At 72.1% G+C, this 16420-nt stretch carries 14 protein-coding genes; 5 read left to right on the top strand and 9 right to left on the bottom strand.

What is annotated here, in order from left to right; translation table 11 throughout:
* Positions 1–99 precede the first annotated feature (99 nt).
* Together ACI2L1_RS15560 and ACI2L1_RS15555 are read left to right on the top strand one after the other, a co-directional pair.
* A complete protein-coding gene (locus ACI2L1_RS15560) occupies positions 100–996 on the top strand; it encodes a GNAT family N-acetyltransferase (protein ID WP_404739845.1) in 897 nt (298 codons plus the stop codon).
* Between the two features lie 326 nt (positions 997–1322).
* Entirely contained in the window at positions 1323–2012 is a 690-nt protein-coding gene (locus ACI2L1_RS15555) for a siderophore-interacting protein (RefSeq protein WP_404739844.1), read from the top strand.
* A gap of 10 nt (positions 2013–2022) precedes the next feature.
* Here the strand turns inward: ACI2L1_RS15555 and ACI2L1_RS15550 are convergent, their stop codons facing one another.
* The 6 genes from ACI2L1_RS15550 to ACI2L1_RS15525 form a co-directional block, all read right to left on the bottom strand.
* A complete protein-coding gene (locus ACI2L1_RS15550; RefSeq protein WP_404739843.1) occupies positions 2023–2877 on the bottom strand; it encodes a hypothetical protein in 855 nt (284 codons plus the stop codon).
* Between the two features lie 144 nt (positions 2878–3021).
* Positions 3022–4011, bottom strand: a complete 990-nt coding sequence (locus ACI2L1_RS15545) for a malate dehydrogenase (RefSeq protein ID WP_404739842.1) — start codon at positions 4009–4011, stop codon at positions 3022–3024.
* Positions 4012–4401: 390 nt separating this feature from the next.
* Positions 4402–5562: a DUF2690 domain-containing protein gene (locus tag ACI2L1_RS15540; protein WP_404739841.1), complete on the bottom strand. Its 1161-nt coding sequence runs from the start codon at positions 5560–5562 to the stop codon at positions 4402–4404.
* A gap of 234 nt (positions 5563–5796) precedes the next feature.
* Positions 5797–6261, bottom strand: a complete 465-nt coding sequence (locus tag ACI2L1_RS15535; protein WP_404739840.1) for a helix-turn-helix domain-containing protein — start codon at positions 6259–6261, stop codon at positions 5797–5799.
* A gap of 239 nt (positions 6262–6500) precedes the next feature.
* Complete coding sequence (locus ACI2L1_RS15530) at positions 6501–7097, bottom strand: DUF3017 domain-containing protein (RefSeq protein WP_404739839.1); 597 nt, start codon at positions 7095–7097, stop codon at positions 6501–6503.
* Positions 7098–7647: 550 nt separating this feature from the next.
* A complete protein-coding gene (locus ACI2L1_RS15525) occupies positions 7648–8502 on the bottom strand; it encodes a bifunctional methylenetetrahydrofolate dehydrogenase/methenyltetrahydrofolate cyclohydrolase (RefSeq protein WP_404739838.1) in 855 nt (284 codons plus the stop codon).
* A gap of 240 nt (positions 8503–8742) precedes the next feature.
* On the opposite strand from ACI2L1_RS15525, the gene ACI2L1_RS15520 reads away from it, so the two are divergent.
* Together ACI2L1_RS15520 and ACI2L1_RS15515 are read left to right on the top strand one after the other, a co-directional pair.
* The gene (locus ACI2L1_RS15520) at positions 8743–9390 is read left to right on the top strand and encodes an RDD family protein (RefSeq protein WP_404739837.1); all 648 of its coding nucleotides are present in this window, start codon (positions 8743–8745) and stop codon (positions 9388–9390) included.
* A 383-nt stretch (positions 9391–9773) separates the two neighbouring features.
* On the top strand, positions 9774–11438 hold the full coding sequence (locus tag ACI2L1_RS15515; RefSeq protein WP_404739836.1) for a protein kinase: 1665 nt from the start codon (positions 9774–9776) through the stop codon (positions 11436–11438).
* Positions 11439–11459: 21 nt separating this feature from the next.
* Here the strand turns inward: ACI2L1_RS15515 and purH are convergent, their stop codons facing one another.
* Positions 11460–13025, bottom strand: a complete 1566-nt coding sequence (gene purH / locus ACI2L1_RS15510; protein ID WP_404739835.1) for a bifunctional phosphoribosylaminoimidazolecarboxamide formyltransferase/IMP cyclohydrolase — start codon at positions 13023–13025, stop codon at positions 11460–11462.
* Positions 13022–13669: a phosphoribosylglycinamide formyltransferase gene (gene purN, locus ACI2L1_RS15505; RefSeq protein WP_404739834.1), complete on the bottom strand. Its 648-nt coding sequence runs from the start codon at positions 13667–13669 to the stop codon at positions 13022–13024. Before purN ends, purH begins: the two co-directional genes overlap by 4 nt.
* A 284-nt stretch (positions 13670–13953) precedes the next feature.
* Here purN and ACI2L1_RS15500 point away from each other — a divergent pair, with 284 nt between their 5' ends.
* Positions 13954–14748 carry a hypothetical protein gene (locus ACI2L1_RS15500; RefSeq protein ID WP_404739833.1) on the top strand — a complete coding sequence of 265 codons (795 nt, stop codon included), beginning with the start codon at positions 13954–13956 and terminating at the stop codon, positions 14746–14748.
* A gap of 2 nt (positions 14749–14750) precedes the next feature.
* Here the strand turns inward: ACI2L1_RS15500 and ACI2L1_RS15495 are convergent, their stop codons facing one another.
* Complete coding sequence (locus tag ACI2L1_RS15495; RefSeq protein ID WP_404739832.1) at positions 14751–16355, bottom strand: DUF6350 family protein; 1605 nt, start codon at positions 16353–16355, stop codon at positions 14751–14753.
* Between the last annotated feature and the right edge of the window lie 65 nt (positions 16356–16420).

The following is a 16420-nucleotide window of genomic DNA, read 5'->3' as shown; positions in this document are numbered from 1 at the left end:
CTGTTGACAAACAATCAGCATAGAGGTGCGGGTGGGAACCGGAAACCGGAATCTCATTCCGATGGACGCCCCACATTCCTTTGACTACAGTCAAAGATTATGGATCCGGTGTCGGCAGAGCACGTGGCGGAGATCCGCCGGTTCAACCGCTACTTCACCCGCCGTATCGGCGCCCTGGACGACCACTACCTCGGCCAGGACCGCCCGCTCGGTGAGGCACGGCTGCTGTTCGAGATCGGCGAGGGTGTCTCGCTGCGCGAGCTCAGGACCCGGCTCGGCCTGGACGCCGGCTACCTCAGCCGGATGACGAAGACCCTCCAGTCACAGGGCCTGGTCCGGGTCAGCGTCCACCCGCACGACAGCCGGCTGCGCATGGTCGAGCCGACCCGCGCCGGACAAGTCGAGCTCAAGGAGCAGAACCGCCGGGCCGACGCCCTCGCGGCCGGACTCCTCGAAGGACTCACCGGGCCCCAGCGGGACCGGCTCACCGAGGCGATGGACACCGCCCGGCGCCTGCTGCGCCTGGCCGCCATCACCGTGGACCGGGTCGACGGCGCCGCCCCCGACGCCCGCGCCTGCCTCGACACCTACGCCGCCGACATCGACGCCCGCTTCCCGGAGGGCTTCGACAAGACCGACCTGGTGCGGCCCGAGGAGGTCTCCGGGGCGGCGGGCGCGTTCTTCGTGGCGTACGAGGAGGGCCGCCCGGTGGGCTGCGGGGCGCTGCGGCGGCTGGAGGCGGGCGTCGGCGAGATCCGCCATGTGTGGGTGCACCCGGACGCCCGCCGCCTCGGCCTCGCCCGGCGGCTCCTCGCAGCCCTGGAGACGGAGGCCGCCGCGCGCGGCTTCGCCGTCCTGCGTCTCGACACGCACGCGTCGCTCACCGAGGCGCAGACGATGTACCGGGCGTGCGGATACACGGAGATCCCGCCCTACGTCGATCACGTCTACGCCGACCACTGGTTCGAGAAACGACTGCCCGGCAGGACCGGCTGAGCGCTTCGACGACGGCAGCCGCCCGGCCCCCCGGCCGGCGACCACCGCGCCAACAGCTCCCGCATCGAGTGAGTAGGGAAAGGCCCCGACCGCCCCCACTACCCACCGCCTCAGGCCGAGTTCGGCGAGCGCGCCTCGCCGATCGACGCGTGCGGCTTGCCGCCCGCCCTCCCCCTGGGCGTCACCGTCCTGGCGATCGTGGGACACCGCCACCGATCCGGAGAATCGCGCACTATCGCGTCCATCCAGAAACGAGTACTATCGCGTCCGCCCCACCGCCTGCCCAACCACCCCTGCCCGCCCCCGAGTTGACCGAGGAGCCCGCCGTGCCCTCCCTCCTGAACCCGGTCATCGGCCTGCTGATGCTTCGCGGCATCGTCACCGAGACCGAACAACTGACGGCCCGCATGCGCCGCGTGCGCATCGAGGACGACTCCCTCGCCGGGCTCGACGTCCGCCCCGGACAACAGGTCCGCGTCCTGGTCGGCTCCGGCCTGGCCCGTCGTACGTACTCCCTGTGGCGCTACGACCCTTCCGGCGCCGTCGAGTTGTGCGTGCTGGACCACGCCGGGGCTGGGCCGGGAGCGGCCTGGGGCCGCGGTGTGGCGGTCGGTGAGCAGGTGCGTCTCGGCCGCCCCGAGGGCTCGTTCACCCTCCGCCCCGACGCCACCCACCATGTCTTCTTCGGCGAGGAGACCGCCTCCGTCGCCTTCGGCGCCATGCTCGCCGCACTGCCGGAAGAGGCACGGATCTCCGGCTGCGTGGAGACCGAGACACCCGCGGACCGGCTCCCCCTCCGCCACTCCGACCGCCTCGACTGGCTGACCAGGGGCGCGACTTCACTCCCGGACGCGGTCCGGCGACTGACCCCGGAGCCGGGCGGGGTGGCGTACGTCGCCGGAGAGGCCCGGACCGTGCAGACCGTACGACAGCTGCTGGTCCGGGAGTTGGGCTGGAACCGCCGGTCGGTCCTCACCAAACCGTTCTGGGCGCCGGGAAGACGGGGACTGGAGTAACGGCTCGGCCTCAGCCGCACTCCGTGTCCGCCGGACAGAAGGAGGCCAGTGCCCTGGTGAGCGGCTCGCGGACCAGGGCGGGCGACAGCGAGGCGGGGCCGGTGGCGCGGATCGCGTACAGCGTGCCGTCGGCGGCCTCGAAGCGGTGGTCGACGACCTGGCGGGCGCCGAGGTCCGGATCGTCGTAGCGGTAGGCGAGTTCGGCCCAGGTGGTTCCGGAGGCGCGGTCGAGGACCCGGTAGCCGGGCTGACGCGCGAAGCCGTAGCCGGGGTCGTTCTCGGCCAGGTCGAGGGAGTCGGCCGGGGTGTCCTCCGCGAGCCGGAAGAGCTGGAGCCGACGGCCGTCGGCGGGGGCGTCGTAGACGACGACCGGAGCGGACCGCCCCTGCTTCTCGGTGCGGGTCCAGCCCCGGGGGACGTCGACGGTGTAACCGACGGGGTCCTGGACGCGGCGGTACCCGGCGGCCGTGGAGGCCGAGGGGGACGCGGACGAGGGGGCCATGACACTCGGGGCCGGACCCGGTCCGGAGCGGGCCCCGAGGGAGGTGTCCCGAAGGAGGAACCAGACCCCCGCACCGACCGAGACCCCGACCAGGACGGCCACGGCGAGGGCGGCGAACACCCGCCGGACCCGGTGCGGGGCGTGCGGCGGGGCCACGGGAGCCGGCGCGGACGAAGTCCAGGGCGGGGTGGGCGAAGCCGTCGCCCAGGGCGGCGCGAGCGGTGACGCCTGCGTCTTTGCCGTGGACCACGGCGGCGCGACCCCCGCCCGCGTCTCCCCCGAGCTCCAGGCCGCCCGGCCTCTCTCCTCGCTCGGTTCGTGTTCCGCTCCGGAATCGGAGCTGTAGCCGTTCCAGCCGTTCATCGCGAACCCCCCGAATCACCCCACCGGGTACGACTTGGACCGTAGGGCGAAAAACGGCCACGGGCCCCGCTCCGGAAGAAACCGGAACAGGGCCCGTGCAGGCTCGTGACAGAGCTGTCGAGAGGACTCGGCGTTCGGGAGGACTCAGATGAGGCCGAGCGCGCGGACCGCCTCGCGCTCCTCCTCCAGCTCCTTCACCGACGCGTCGATGCGGGCGCGGGAGAACTCGTTGACGTCCAGACCCTGGACGATCTCGTAGACACCGTCCTTGGTGGTGACGGGGAAGGAGGAGATCAGGCCCTCCGGGACGCCGTAGGAACCGTCCGACGGGATGCCCATGGAGGTCCAGTCGCCGTCCGCGGTGCCGTTGACCCAGGTGTACACGTGGTCGATGGCCGCGTTGGCGGCGGAGGCGGCCGAGGAGGCGCCGCGGGCCTCGATGATGGCCGCGCCGCGCTTGGCGACGGTCGGAATGAACTCCTCGGCCAGCCACTTCTCGTCGTTGACGGTCTCGGCGGCGTTCTTGCCGGCGACCGTGGCGTGGAAGATGTCCGGGTACTGGGTGGCGGAGTGGTTGCCCCAGATGGTCAGCCGCTTGATGTCGGCGACCGTCGAACCCGTCTTCTTCGCCAGCTGCGTCAGCGCCCGGTTGTGGTCGAGGCGGGTCATCGCGGTGAAGCGCTCGGCCGGTACGTCCGGGGCGGCGGCCTGGGCGATCAGCGCGTTGGTGTTCGCCGGGTTGCCGACGACCAGGATCTTGACGTCGTCCGCGGCGTGGTCGTTGATGGCCTTGCCCTGCGGCTTGAAGATGCCGCCGTTGGCGGAGAGCAGGTCACCGCGCTCCATGCCCTTGGTGCGGGGACGGGCGCCGACGAGCAGACCGACGTTGGTGCCGTCGAAGGCGACGTTCGGGTCGTCCGTGATGTCGATGCCCTGAAGCAGCGGGAAGGCGCAGTCGTCGAGCTCCATGGCGGTGCCCTCGGCGGCCTTCAGCGCGGGGGTGATCTCCAGGAGGCGGAGCTTGACCGGCACGTCCGCGCCGAGCAGCTGGCCGGAGGCGATGCGGAAGAGCAGGGCGTAACCGATCTGGCCGGCCGCGCCGGTGACGGTGACGTTCACGGGAGTGCGGGTCATGGCGTTCTCCGTATGACAGCTGGCGGTGGGGCGGCGTCCCTGCCCCGGACGTTTGATCGATCTCTCGGCATCAAGAGATCCACTGGTCAGGCTATCGCGCATCCGGGATCCCGGACGTCCGGGTCCGTGTGGCCCACCCCACAGCCCACCACGAAAAGCGGCGGCCGCCCGTCCGGGAGAGGGTGGACGAAGGCGGCCGCCGTATGGGGGTACCGATTTCCGGACTCCCGTGGGGGTAGTTCTCGCGTGCCCGCGATCGGGGAGCCCATGCACACTCCTCGAAGATTTCCCCCTCAGGGGCGCGGGGCTGTGTCGACATACGGCTCCGCCGCGGGGCGCGACCAGCCGAAACGAGCCCGCAGCCGACGACGAAAACCCCCCGGCACCCCCTCAGTCGGTGCACCCCTGCTGCCCAGAAGCCAAGGTCACACACGCCTTCGCCTCACCCGCGTCCTTCACGGCGACCATCGGCGTATAGGCGATCGTGTCCCCCACCTCGGTGATACTCCCGCTCTGCTCCGACACCTTCCCGGCGGACACATCGACCTTGTCCCCCTGCCCGGCCTGAGTGACCCGCCCCCAGGCCGCCCCACAGGTCTCGCTGTACCGCACCTCGACCACGGTCGCCCCCACCGTCGCGGTCTTGGCGGTGGTCACCAGATCCCCGCTGCACCCCATGGCCTCGGCGTCCTTCCCGGTGCACCCCTCGCCGCTGCACTTCACCCCGGCAGGCAGCGAGACGGACGCGCTGGCGGACGGCGACGGCGACTTCTCCGCCTGGTCCTTCTTGCCCCCGCCCCTCTCGGTCAGGAAGAACACAGCGGCGACCACGACAAGGACCCCGACGACCCCCGCGAGGAACATCGTCAGCCGCCGCTTGCCCCCACCGGAACCACCGGAGCCACCGGAACCGCCGGAGCCACCGTCCCCAGGACGCGCGTCCTGCGGTTGGTCGTACGGCCCGGGCGCCCCCGGCGTCCACCCCGGCCCGTCGGCCGAGACAGGCGCCGCGGCGGCCGTACGCCCAGGAGCCTGTGACGGCCCCTGATACCCGGCCACACCCCAGGAGTTGCCGCCCGAGGAACCACTCGTGCCGTCCGCTTCCGCCGCGGTCGGCTGCGGCGGCACCGTGGGCGCGACTCCCGCCGGCCCCGCCACCCCCGGTGTGGCCGTCGCGCTACCGCTCTTACGGGCCGTCTTGCTGCCCTTGGGGCTCGCGGGCGGCGCTCCGAACTCGCCGAGCGCGGCCCGCGCCTGGGAGATCCGGATGGCCTCCATGGTCATGTCGTGGCGCATCTCCGAGCGGCTCCAGGCGCGTTCGGCGAGCTCCCACATCGTGGTCAGGTGAATGGGGCTGGCGCCCGTGACCTCGGCCAGGGCGACGATCGCACCCTTCGGCGCGAGCAGCCGCCCGTTGAGATATCGCTCCCAGGACGTCTTGCTGTAGCCCGTGCGGTCGGCGACGGCCGCGATGCTCAGGCCGCTGCGGTCCACGAGCCGCCGCAACTGGCTCGCGAACTCCCTGACCTGCGGGTCCATTTCATCCGGCAAGGCCCTCCAACGAGGCATTGCTCCCCCCTCTTTCCCCCGGTCGGTGCTGGCTGTTCCCCGCTCTTCCCCCTGCCACAAGGATCTCAGCTTCCCGGGCGGGGGCGCACCGGAGCATCAGCAAGTTCGACACGTTAGCCGTGCTGTCGAACAGCTCCATATCAAATACGCAAACTTGTCGATACATCGTCACAGGTGGAACACACCGGAAATAACGGCCGTCACGGGAGTCCCGGATCACCCAGACGCAACGGCACCGACCACCCCGAGCAGCAGGAGGAGCAGGAGCAGCAGCGCGGCGGACAGCAGCAGGCGGTTCATGCCGCGCGCACTCTCCTTGGGAGCCTCGTCCCACCACGGCAACGTGGGATCGTCCTCGTACTTCTCGCCCTCCTCGCCCCCGGCCGGCTGCGCGGGCGCCGCCGGCCGGGGCCAGGCCTGGACCGCCAGCTCCCAGCGCACGGCGAAGCGTTCGGCTTCGGTGCCGTCGAGGCCGGCGATCCGGCACAGGGCGGCGACGGCCTGGCGGGGCGGGGGCTGGGTGGCGTTGAGATAGCGGTGCCAGGAGGATTTGCTGTACGCGGTGCGGGCGCCGAGCGAGACGAGGCTGAGCCCCGTCCGGTCCTTTAGCTGCCTGAGCTGCTCCACGAAGAGCCGCACCTCCGGCGGCAGATCGTCGGGCAGCGCCTGCCAGCCACTCATCGCCCACCTCCACGGCGTTCTTCAGCTGCTTCCAGGCAATTGACGACGTCAGTGGCCTGATCGGTTCCTGGGAACGGGTCGGCTGTGGCGGGTCACGCACACCATGCCGGAACCGTCACCGCTGTGCCACAGCGCACTGACAGTGGTTGAACAGGCTGTTCAGGGCGCGGGAGGCTGGGGCGTGGCGGCGGGCCGTCCCTCATCGGGGGAGGGGACGGACCGCCGTCGTACGCGCGGGTTCAGCTGCTGCTGACCGTGAAGTGCAGGGTGTCCTTGAGGAAGGGGATCACCAGCCACGGGTTCGGCTGCACCATCATCGCCAGCAGGACGATCACGGTGCCGAGCACACCGTAGGTGGCGATGTCGGTGAAGCGGGAGCGCACGGCGAGCATGCCGACGTCCGGCAGCAGCCAGCGCAGCACCGCACCGGTGAGCAGGGCCAGTCCGATGAACAGCGTGCCGTAGCGGAACCGGTCGAGGGCGGTCACCAGCAGCCCGAGTCCGACCATGGCCAGCACGGCGAGCACCGGCCACTGCCGAGCGGGCGCGGGCGCGTCCCGCGGCGCGGCCCGGCCGCCACCCTCGGGCCGCGCGGTGTCCCTGGTGAACAGCGGAAACCGCCGCGTCGCCCGCCGCGGCCGCCCATCGATATCGGGCGCACTGATCGCATCCCGTACGACGACTTCGGCCTCCGCCTCGAGGCCCTGGGCGTCGGCCGAACCGCCGTCCGACTCCCGAGCCGCACGCCCAGCGGCAGCGGCCGCACCGGACTCGTGGGACTCCCTCACGCCGGTCGCCCGAGAGCCCGACTCCCCGACCTCACCCGACCCGCTCATCCGGCCACCCGACTCCCGGGACCCACCTGACCCGGCCGGGCTCGCACCCGACTCCCGGAACTCACCCGACCCGGCCGGGCTCGCACCCTGCGCGGACTCCCTCACGCCGGTCGCCCGAGAGCCCGACCCCGCGACCTCACCCGACCCGCTCATCCAGCCACCCGACTCCCGGGACTCACCCGACCCGGCCGACCCCGCACCCGACTCCCGGGACTCACCCGACCCGGCCGACCCCGCACCCGATTCCCGGGGCTCCTCCGCCCCGGTCACCCGGTCACCCGGCTCCCCGGACTCGCCCGACCCGGCCGACCCCGCATCCCGTCCCTGAGAACCCCGCACCGCGACCGCCCGTGAGCCCGACTCGCGAACCCGACCCGATCCCGCCGACCCCGCACCCCGCTCCGCGGCCTCCCCCACGCCGGTCGCCTGGGTACCGGACTCCCTGGACTCACCCGAACCGGCGGCCGGACTCGCACCCGGCTCCCGGGGCACCTCCGCCCCAGTCCCGGTCGGCCGGGCTGCCATGCCCTGTTCCTTCGGCCCGCGTGCCTCAGCCGACACTGCGTTCCGCCGCCTCGACCACGTTGACGAGCAGTTGGGCGCGGGTCATCGGGCCGACTCCGCCGGGGTTCGGGGAGATGAAGGCGGCGACCTCGGCGACGTCGGGGTGGACGTCGCCCACGATCCTGCCCTCGGCGTTGCGGGAGACACCGACGTCGAGGACGGCGGCGCCCGGCTTCACGTCCTCGGGACGGATCAGGTGGGCGGAACCGGCGGCGGCGACGATGATGTCGGCGCGCTTGAGGTGCGAGGAGAGGTCACGGGTGCCGGTGTGGCACTGGGTCACCGTCGCGTTCTCGCTGCGCCGCGTCAGCAGCAGCGGCATCGGGCGGCCGATGGTGACCCCACGACCGACGACCACGACCTCTGCGCCCTTGATCTCGACGCCGTAGCGACGCAGAAGGGTGAGGACGCCGTTGGGCGTGCAGGGCAGCGGCGCGGGCTCGTTCAGCACGAGCCGCCCCAGGTTCATCGGGTGCAGGCCGTCCGCGTCCTTGTCCGGGTCCATGAGCTCCAGGATCCGGTTCTCGTCGATGCCCTTGGGCAGCGGCAGCTGGACGATGTAACCGGTGCACACCGGGTCGTCGTTCAGTTCACGGACGACCGCCTCGATCTCCTCCTGAGTGGCGGTCTCGGGCAGTTCGCGCTGGATGGAGGCGATACCGACCTGCGCGCAGTCCCGGTGTTTCCCGGCCACGTACTTCTGGCTGCCGGGGTCGCTCCCGACGAGGATCGTGCCGAGGCCGGGCGTGACGCCCTTCTCCTTCAGCGCCGCCACGCGGGCGGTCAGATCGGACTTGATCGCGGCTGCGGTGGCCTTGCCATCGAGAATCTGGGCGGTCATGCCCCCATCCTCGCGGATGACCCGGCCCCGGTTCCAATCCGGGTTCCTCCGACAGCCCGTCCAAGATCGACGAGGTTGCACTTGCACAACACATAGGGAAGCGGGCTGGACAACATCTCACCTCCCTAGAACGATGTCTGGCGCAGTGTCGCGGTTGATGTTCGGGGGGCAAACCGCTCAGATCGTGACGTTCCTCCGCGCAGTCCGCATTGTCCCCAGCTTGGCCAACGGAGGATCACCATGAGTTTCGGCTCGCCCAACAACCCTTACGGACAGCCGCAGGACCCCAAGCAGCAGCCGCAGCAGCAGCCCGGTTACGGCTACCCCCAGCAGCCGCCGCAGCCCCAGCCCGGTTACGGCTACCCGCAGCAGGCCCCGCAGGGCGTGCCGCCGCAGCAGGGATACCCGCAGCAGCCGGGTTACGGCTACCCGCAGGCGCCGCAGGTCCCGGCCTCCGCCTACGGCTACCCGCAGCAGCCGGGCTACGGCATGCAGCCCTCGTACGCGAACTGGGGCCAGCGCTTCCTCGGCACCCTGGTCGACATGCTCGTGTTCGTGGTCCCGTACATCATCGTGGGCGTCGGTACGGCCAACAGGACGTCGGCTCTGGTGATCATCGGCTACCTCGGCGTCATCGGCGTCGCGATATGGCTGCTGATCATGGAGGGCCGTACCGGTCAGACGCTCGGCAAGAAGGCGCTCGGCATCCGGCTGGTGCGGGAGAGCGACGGGCAGCCCCTCGGCGTCGGCATGGCCTTCGTCCGCAGGCTCGCGCACTTCCTGGACAGCCTCGCCTGCTACCTCGGCTGGCTGTGGCCGGCCTGGGACGCCAAGCGTCAGACCTTCGCCGACAAGGTCTGCTCTTCGATCGTCATCCGTACGAACTGAGCGCCGCCGCACCACAGTCGACGGCGGATCGCCATGTCGCCTTCCCGCCGCGCTTTCCCCGGGGCCGTGTCACGTCGTGACACGGCCCCGGGGCGTCACCCACCCCGGCTCGTGGACAGGCGGGGACGGGGCGACGGACTCGGCTCGGTCCCCGCGCGAGTTCCCGCCGATCCAGCCGCAGGCACCGCAGCGCGGATGGGAGCGGGCATCACCCGAACTCCGGTCCCAGGCGTCCACCCCGACGGCACGCACGTGCCCCGACCGGCATCCGATCGCGTTCCCCCCGTATCCCCGGCACTCCCGGCCGCCGGACGATAGCCTCTCACCAGCCAACTGGCGTTACATGAGAGCACGTTGCGAAAGAAGAGGCAGGTCGGGGGGCCGTGACAGACATACCGGCGGTCGGTGACACCGCGCTGCGGCAGACGGGCGCGGCCCCGCTGCTGCCCGCCGATCCCCGGCGGATCGGACCGTACGTCCCGCTCGGACTGCTCGGCAGCGGTGGCATGGGCCGGGTCTACCTGGCCCGGCGTGCCGACGACGGCCCCGGGCTCGCCGCGGTGAAGGTGATCCGGCCTGAGTACGCCGAAGGTCCGGACTTCCGGCGGCGGTTCGAGCGGGAGGCCGCCGTGCACGGGCGGGTCCGTACACCGCGCGCGCCGCATCTGCTCGGCACCGGGTTCGACGACACGCTGCTGTGGATGGCCAGCGAGTACCTGCCAGGACTCAGCCTCACCGAGGCCGTCCGCGAGTGCGGGCTGATGGAGCCGGCCGGGGTGTGGCGGCTGGTGGCGGAACTCGGGGAGGCACTGTCGGCGCTGGCCGCCGCCGGGGTCGTGCACCGGGATCTCAAGCCGTCCAACGTGATCCTGTCCCCCAGGGGCACTCACGTCATCGACTTCGGCATCTCGCACGCCGTGGACAGCAGCGCGATCACCACGACCGGCAACCGGGTCGGCACGCCCGCGTACATGGCGCCCGAATACCTTCGCGAGGGCCGCTGCGACGCCGCCTCCGACGTCTTCTCCCTCGGCTGCACCCTCGTCTACGCCGCCACCGGGCACGCCCCCTTCGGCGACGGCACCGGCGTGGATGTCATGCACCGGGTCGCCTTCGAGGCACCCGACGCCGAGGTCATGGCCGAACTCACGGAGACGGACCCCGCGTTGGCCGGGCTGCTGGCCGCCTGTCTCGCCAAGGACCCCGCCGGACGCCCCGGCCCACGGCAGCTGACCGACGCCGCCACGGCCGCCGGGCACGGCCGTGCCTCCAACTGGCAGGAACCCCTGGCCGGCCGGCTCCGCGACCGGCAGCAGGGGTGCGCGGTGCTGGAGGGCCTGCCCGTCCGGCAGACCGGCCTGTTCCGCACACCCACCGAGCCGGTGCTCTCACCGGTCCCGGCCCCCGCCGCCGCGGAGCCGAAGCGCAGGAGGCCGTATCTGGTCGGCGTCGCGGGCATCGCTGTCGGGGCCGTTGCCGTGGGTGCCTTCCTGCTCACCCGCCCGGGCCCGGACTCCCAGACCGCCGCCCCCACGGGCTCCAGCAGCGTCACCGCCTCCGCCACACCGGCCCCTTCAGGGCCCAGCGCATCCGCTTCGCCCTCCCTCACACCTGAGGGCGAGAAGAAGAAGGACAAGAGCGAGGACCAGCAGCCCGCCGCCGAGGAAAGCAGCCGAGAACCTGACAGCACGCCCTCCCCGACCGCCACCCGTGACAGCGGCAGCACGGGCGGCGGCAGCGACACCGCTCCCACCCCCACCACCACGGTCACCAAGACCGCCCCGGCCCCGGCCACCCCCGCGTGGATCTCCGGCTGCACCTACTACTCCGGCACCGCACTCACCGACTACGGCGACACCGGCCAGCGGGTCGTGCAGGTGCAGTGCATGCTCACCAAGCGCGGCTACAGCGTGGGCGGTTCGGGTGTGGACGGCGAGTTCGGCAAGGACACCCAGTCGGCGGTCAAGCAGTTCCAGAGCGCCAAGGGACTGGAGGTGGACGGCCAGGTGGGGCCCAACACCTGGGCGGCGCTACGCAGTTCGACGTAGCGCCGCCAGGTTGGTGTCCGGTCAGTGGAAGAAGTGCCGCGTCCCCGTGAAGTACATCGTGATGCCGGCCTTCTTCGCGGCCTCGACGACGAGTTCGTCACGGATCGAGCCACCCGGCTGGACGATCGCCCTGACTCCTGCGGCGGCCAGGACCTCGATGTTGTCCGGGAACGGGAAGTACGCGTCCGACGCGACGTAAGAACCGCGCGCGCGCTCCTCGCCGGCCCGCTCGATGGCCAGCTTGCAGGAGTCGACCCGGTTGACCTGGCCCATGCCCACACCGACCGAGGCGCCGTCCTTGGCGAGCAGGATGGCGTTGGACTTGACGGCCCGGCAGGCCCGCCAGGCGAACGCGAGATCGCCGAGTTCGTCGGCGCTCAGGGCCTCTCCGGTGGCCAGGGTCCAGTTCGCCGGGTCGTCGCCCTCGGCCTGGAGGCGGTCGGTGATCTGGAGGAGCGCACCGCCGTCGATGGGCTTGACCTCGGCGGGGTGCGCGGGCGCGGCCGGGGCCTTCAGGACGCGGATGTTCTTCTTCTTGGCGAGGGCTTCGAGGGCGCCGTCCTCGTAGTCGGGCGCGACGATGACCTCGGTGAAGATCTCGGCGACCTGCTCGGCCATCTCCTTGCTGACGGGCCGGTTGACGGCGATGACCCCGCCGAAGGCCGACAGCGGGTCACACGCGTGTGCCTTGCGGTGCGCCTCGGCGACGTCCGAACCGACCGCGATACCGCAGGGGTTGGCGTGCTTGATGATCGCGACGGCGGGCTCGGCGTGGTCGTACGCGGCACGGCGGGCGGCGTCCGTGTCCGTGTAGTTGTTGTACGACATCTCCTTGCCGTGCAGCTGCTCGGCCTCGGCGAGACCGACACCCGTGCCGTCGACGTACAGGGCGGCGGGCTGGTGCGGGTTCTCGCCGTAGCGCAGGGTGCTGCGGCGCTCCAGGGTGGCGCCGAGGAAGTCGGGGAAGAACGACTCGTCCACGGGGGCGTAGGCGCTGGCGAACCAGCTCGCGACCGCGATGTCGTACTCGGCGGTGTGCCGGAAGGCCTCGGCGGCGAGCCGCTTGCGGGTGGTGAGGTCGAAGCCGCCGTCCTTGACCGCGGCGAGGACGTCGCCGTACCGCGCGGGGCTCGTGACGATCGCGACGGACGGGTGGTTCTTGGCGGCCGCGCGCACCATCGACGGGCCGCCGATGTCGATCTGCTCGACGCACTCGTCGGGGGTGGCACCGGAGGCGACGGTCTCGCGGAACGGGTAGAGGTTGCTGACGACCAGGTCGAACGGCTCGATGCCCAGCTCGGCCAGCTGCTGCCGGTGGTCCTCGAGCCGCAGGTCGGCGAGGATGCCGGCGTGCACGCGCGGGTGCAGGGTCTTGACGCGGCCGTCCAGGCACTCGGGGAAGCCGGTGAGCTCCTCGACCTTGGTGACGGGGACGCCGGCGGCGGCGATACGGCCCGCGGTGGACCCGGTGGAGACGAGCTCCACGCCCGCCTCGTGCAGCCCGCGCGCGAGATCTTCCAGGCCGGTCTTGTCGTAGACGCTGACGAGCGCCCGGCGAATGGGCCGCTTGTTGCTCTCGGCGGTCACTGGATAACTACCTTTCGTCCCTCAATGCGATAGCCGTTGCGGGCGAGCCGCCCCACGACCTCGACGAGCAGCCTTCGCTCGACTTCCTTGATGCGCTCGTGCAGAGCGCTCTCGTCGTCCTCGTCCCGGATCTCCACCACGCCCTGGGCGATGATCGGTCCGGTGTCGACGCCGTCGTCGACGAAGTGGACGGTGCAGCCGGTGACCCTGGCGCCGTACGCGAGCGCGTCGCGCACACCGTGGGCCCCCGGGAAACTGGGCAGCAGGGCGGGATGGGTGTTCACGAACCGCCCCCCGAAGCGGGCGAGGAACTCCTTGCCCACGATCTTCATGAACCCGGCGGAGACGACGAGGTCGGGTTCGTGGGCGGAGACGGCCTCGGCGAGGGCGGCGTCCCACTCCTCGCGGGTCGCGTGGTCCTTGACCTTGCACACGAAGGTCGGCAGCCCGGCCCGCTCGGCACGCGCGAGCCCCTCGATGTTCTCCCGGTCGGCCCCGACGGCCACGATCTCGGCGCCGTACGCCTCGGGCCCGGTCGTCACGATGGCGTCCAGCAGCGCCTGGAGGTTCGTGCCGGATCCGGAGACCAGTACGACCAGGCGCTTGACCGGCTTGGCCTGCTTGGCCACGGGCTTGGCGGCCACGGCGGGGCCCTTTCTCGGGGGTGCGTCTTCTCGCGGCCGGCGCTTTGTACATTCATACGAATGCTTCGGGCCCGGGGATACGGGGAAGCCTACGAAGCGGCCGACCGTCAGCAACGATACCGGCACACCGGGCGGCCCCCGTGGGACGGGGGCGTGGCCGGAAGGTAGCGTCTGGGGAGGGGCCGGTCCGGGAACGCGGGTGGTGCGCGGTGCGTTCACGGGGTGACGGCTCACGCCGGACGCTTCACGTACTCGACGGACTCCAAGGGGAAGACGCTCACTTGATGCCGGACCGCAGCCTGCGACTCCTCACGCTCCCCCAGCACTCGGTGCAGGGAGGGGAGCGCAGCGGCGTGCTGCTGCGGGAGCAGCCCGCCTCGCCGCCGGACGCGCCTTCCTCGGACGATTCCTCAGGCAAGAAGAACGGCCAGGGCGATGCGACCGGGGAGGACAACCCCTTCGCCCCGCCGCCGGAGGGCACCCCGGACCGCCCGTGGCAGCCGCGCCGCCCCGAGGGCTCGGACGACGGCCAAGGCGACGGAAGCGGCGGCCACACCCCGTGGGGCAGCCACTGGAGCGACCGCCAGCCCGGCCGGTCCGAAAGCGGTTTCGGCGACCGCCCCGGCAGCGGTTCCGGCGGTGGCCCGGAGAAGCAGGGGAACACGGGCCCGGGTCTGCGCTGGGACCCGACGGACCCCGGCCAGCGCCGCGCCCGCTACGCCCTGCTCTCCGGCATGTGGGCCTTCTTCTTCGTCCTCTTCGGCTGGCCGTCCGTGGGCCTGCTGCTGGGCGCCCTGGCCCTGTACTGGGGCATCAGCTCCCTCCGCGCCAAGCCCCGAACTCCGGACCCCGACACCCCGGCCCCGCCCCAGTCGGCCCGCCCGCAGACCACGGCAGCGGTGAGCGGCCTGGTCACGGCCTCGCTGGCGATCATTTTCGTGGCGGCGAGCTTCACCGCGAGGCTCGTCTACGACGACTACTACACCTGCACGAACGACGCCCTCACCAACCAGGCCCAGCAGTCCTGCACGGACCTGCTCCCGAAGGAACTCCGGGGCCTGCTGGGCACGAACAGCTGAGGTCAGTCGGCGGGACCGGGCTTGTCGGGCTCCTCCAAGGGCGCGGACGCCTCCTTCAGCGCCGCCCAGCGGGACTCGCGTGCCGCGTCCTCGTGCCAGGGGGCCGACGCGGAGAGCGGGCTCACCGAGGGCTCGACGGGCAGGACTCCGTACGGCTCGTAGGTGTCATCCTCGACGTGGGGGACGTAGGGGACGCCCTGGTCGTAGGGGGTGTCCTGCGTGCTGCTCGGCTCCACCGGACCGGCCCCAGGCGTGGCCCCGGTGCCCTCCGTCGCCTTCCGCCGCGAGTACCAGCCCCGCATCGACAGCACCCGCTTTCGCGGTCCGCCGCGCGAGCGCCCCCGCCAGGCCCACACCCCCAGCGCCACCGGCACTCCCGTCCCCGTGATCCACACCAGCACCGCCCCGCCCACCTGCCACCACACCGGCCCGAAGCTGGCCAGCGCGCCCACCCCCAGCGCCCCTCCGGCCAGCGCGGCCAGTACGGCGACCGCTCCCGCGCACAGGACCACCGCCCAGCACGCGGCACCCACCGCCCTCCCCCCGGACCAGTCCGAGCCGGCGGCCCGCCCCACGAACCACCCCACGACGACACCGGCCACCACCGGTACGGCGGCCGCCGCCCAGTGCACCGGCCCGCCGGTCCCCTCCCCCGGCACCGCCGCCAGCAACGGAAACGGTGGCAGCAGCGGCGCGGGGTCCGACGACAGCGGCCCCACCACATGCCCGGCGCCGAGCACGAACCCGGGTCCGACGGCGTAACCCACCGCCCACACGGCCGCGTTGGGCGCCAGCGTCAGACACAGCAGCAGGACCGCGAACCGTCCCGACCACCCCTCCGTCAGCTGCAGCAACGACCCGCGCGTGGCCCCGCCGTGCATCACCAGCGACACCCCGAGGAGCACTGACCCGCCCCCGAGGAGCGCGGAGACCCCGGCCGCCGCCGCCCGCGCCGCGACCCCGAGGCCGGCCCGCGCGTCCACCCCGAGGACAAGCCGTCGCAGCGCCGCGGGCAGCAGCACCAGTACGCCGTCCAACGCCTCGGAGGGACGGCCGTACGCCGTCCACACCCCCGCGCCTGCCGCGCCCATCACGACGACCGGCAGACCCGCGCAGGTCCATCCCCACGAGGGTCGCAGCATCCCGCCGGACGCATACAGCGCGGCGGCCGCACCCACAGCGAGGTACCCGAGCACGACCCCGGCCCACGCCGTCCGCGCGGACGCGGGCGGCGGCCCCTCCTCCCCGGAGGCCACGTCCCGCGCCGCCCGGTGCACCAGCCACAACGGCAGCGCGAGCAGCAGCAAGGGGGTCACTCCGACGGGTGCCGGGACACCGGAGAGGGTGTCCGTCCGGACCAGCTCCGCCCCGTGCGCGAGCAGCCACAGCGCCGCGGCCACGTGCAGCGCGCCCCCCGGACCGCTGTCGGGATACGGCGAGCTGATCCACAGCACCATCACGAGCACGGCGAACGAACCCAGCCCGAGGCCGGCGGCCACCGCGCCACCCAGGAGGCTGGCGGCCAGGCCTGGCGTTCGGTCGCGCAGCCGGGTGAGCAGGGGCGACAACGACGTTCGGCGAGCGGTCATCTGGATCACGACCGCCATGCTCCCAACGACACGCGCTTTCTCGTCGTAACAGGCGAACCCCCGATGTGTCGCTCAATATATGA

The sequence above is a fragment of the Streptomyces sp. NPDC019531 genome (genome assembly GCF_044903305.1).
Classification (GTDB): domain Bacteria; phylum Actinomycetota; class Actinomycetes; order Streptomycetales; family Streptomycetaceae; genus Streptomyces.
The sequence above is the reverse complement of the archived record's forward strand: the minus strand, read 5'-3'. Positions and strand labels throughout refer to the sequence as shown.

Coding starts and splice junctions, on each gene's coding strand:
- ACI2L1_RS15560 (WP_404739845.1), top strand. CDS start 100: ATGGATCCGGTGTCGGCAGAGCACGTGGCGGAGATCCGCCGGTTCAAC.
- ACI2L1_RS15550 (WP_404739843.1), bottom strand. CDS start 2,877: ATGAACGGCTGGAACGGCTACAGCTCCGATTCCGGAGCGGAACACGAA.
- ACI2L1_RS15545 (WP_404739842.1), bottom strand. CDS start 4,011: ATGACCCGCACTCCCGTGAACGTCACCGTCACCGGCGCGGCCGGCCAG.
- ACI2L1_RS15535 (WP_404739840.1), bottom strand. CDS start 6,261: ATGAGTGGCTGGCAGGCGCTGCCCGACGATCTGCCGCCGGAGGTGCGG.
- ACI2L1_RS15530 (WP_404739839.1), bottom strand. CDS start 7,097: ATGAGCGGGTCGGGTGAGGTCGGGGAGTCGGGCTCTCGGGCGACCGGC.
- ACI2L1_RS15525 (WP_404739838.1), bottom strand. CDS start 8,502: ATGACCGCCCAGATTCTCGATGGCAAGGCCACCGCAGCCGCGATCAAG.
- ACI2L1_RS15520 (WP_404739837.1), top strand. CDS start 8,743: ATGAGTTTCGGCTCGCCCAACAACCCTTACGGACAGCCGCAGGACCCC.
- ACI2L1_RS15500 (WP_404739833.1), top strand. CDS start 13,954: ATGCCGGACCGCAGCCTGCGACTCCTCACGCTCCCCCAGCACTCGGTG.
- ACI2L1_RS15495 (WP_404739832.1), bottom strand. CDS start 16,355: ATGGCGGTCGTGATCCAGATGACCGCTCGCCGAACGTCGTTGTCGCCC.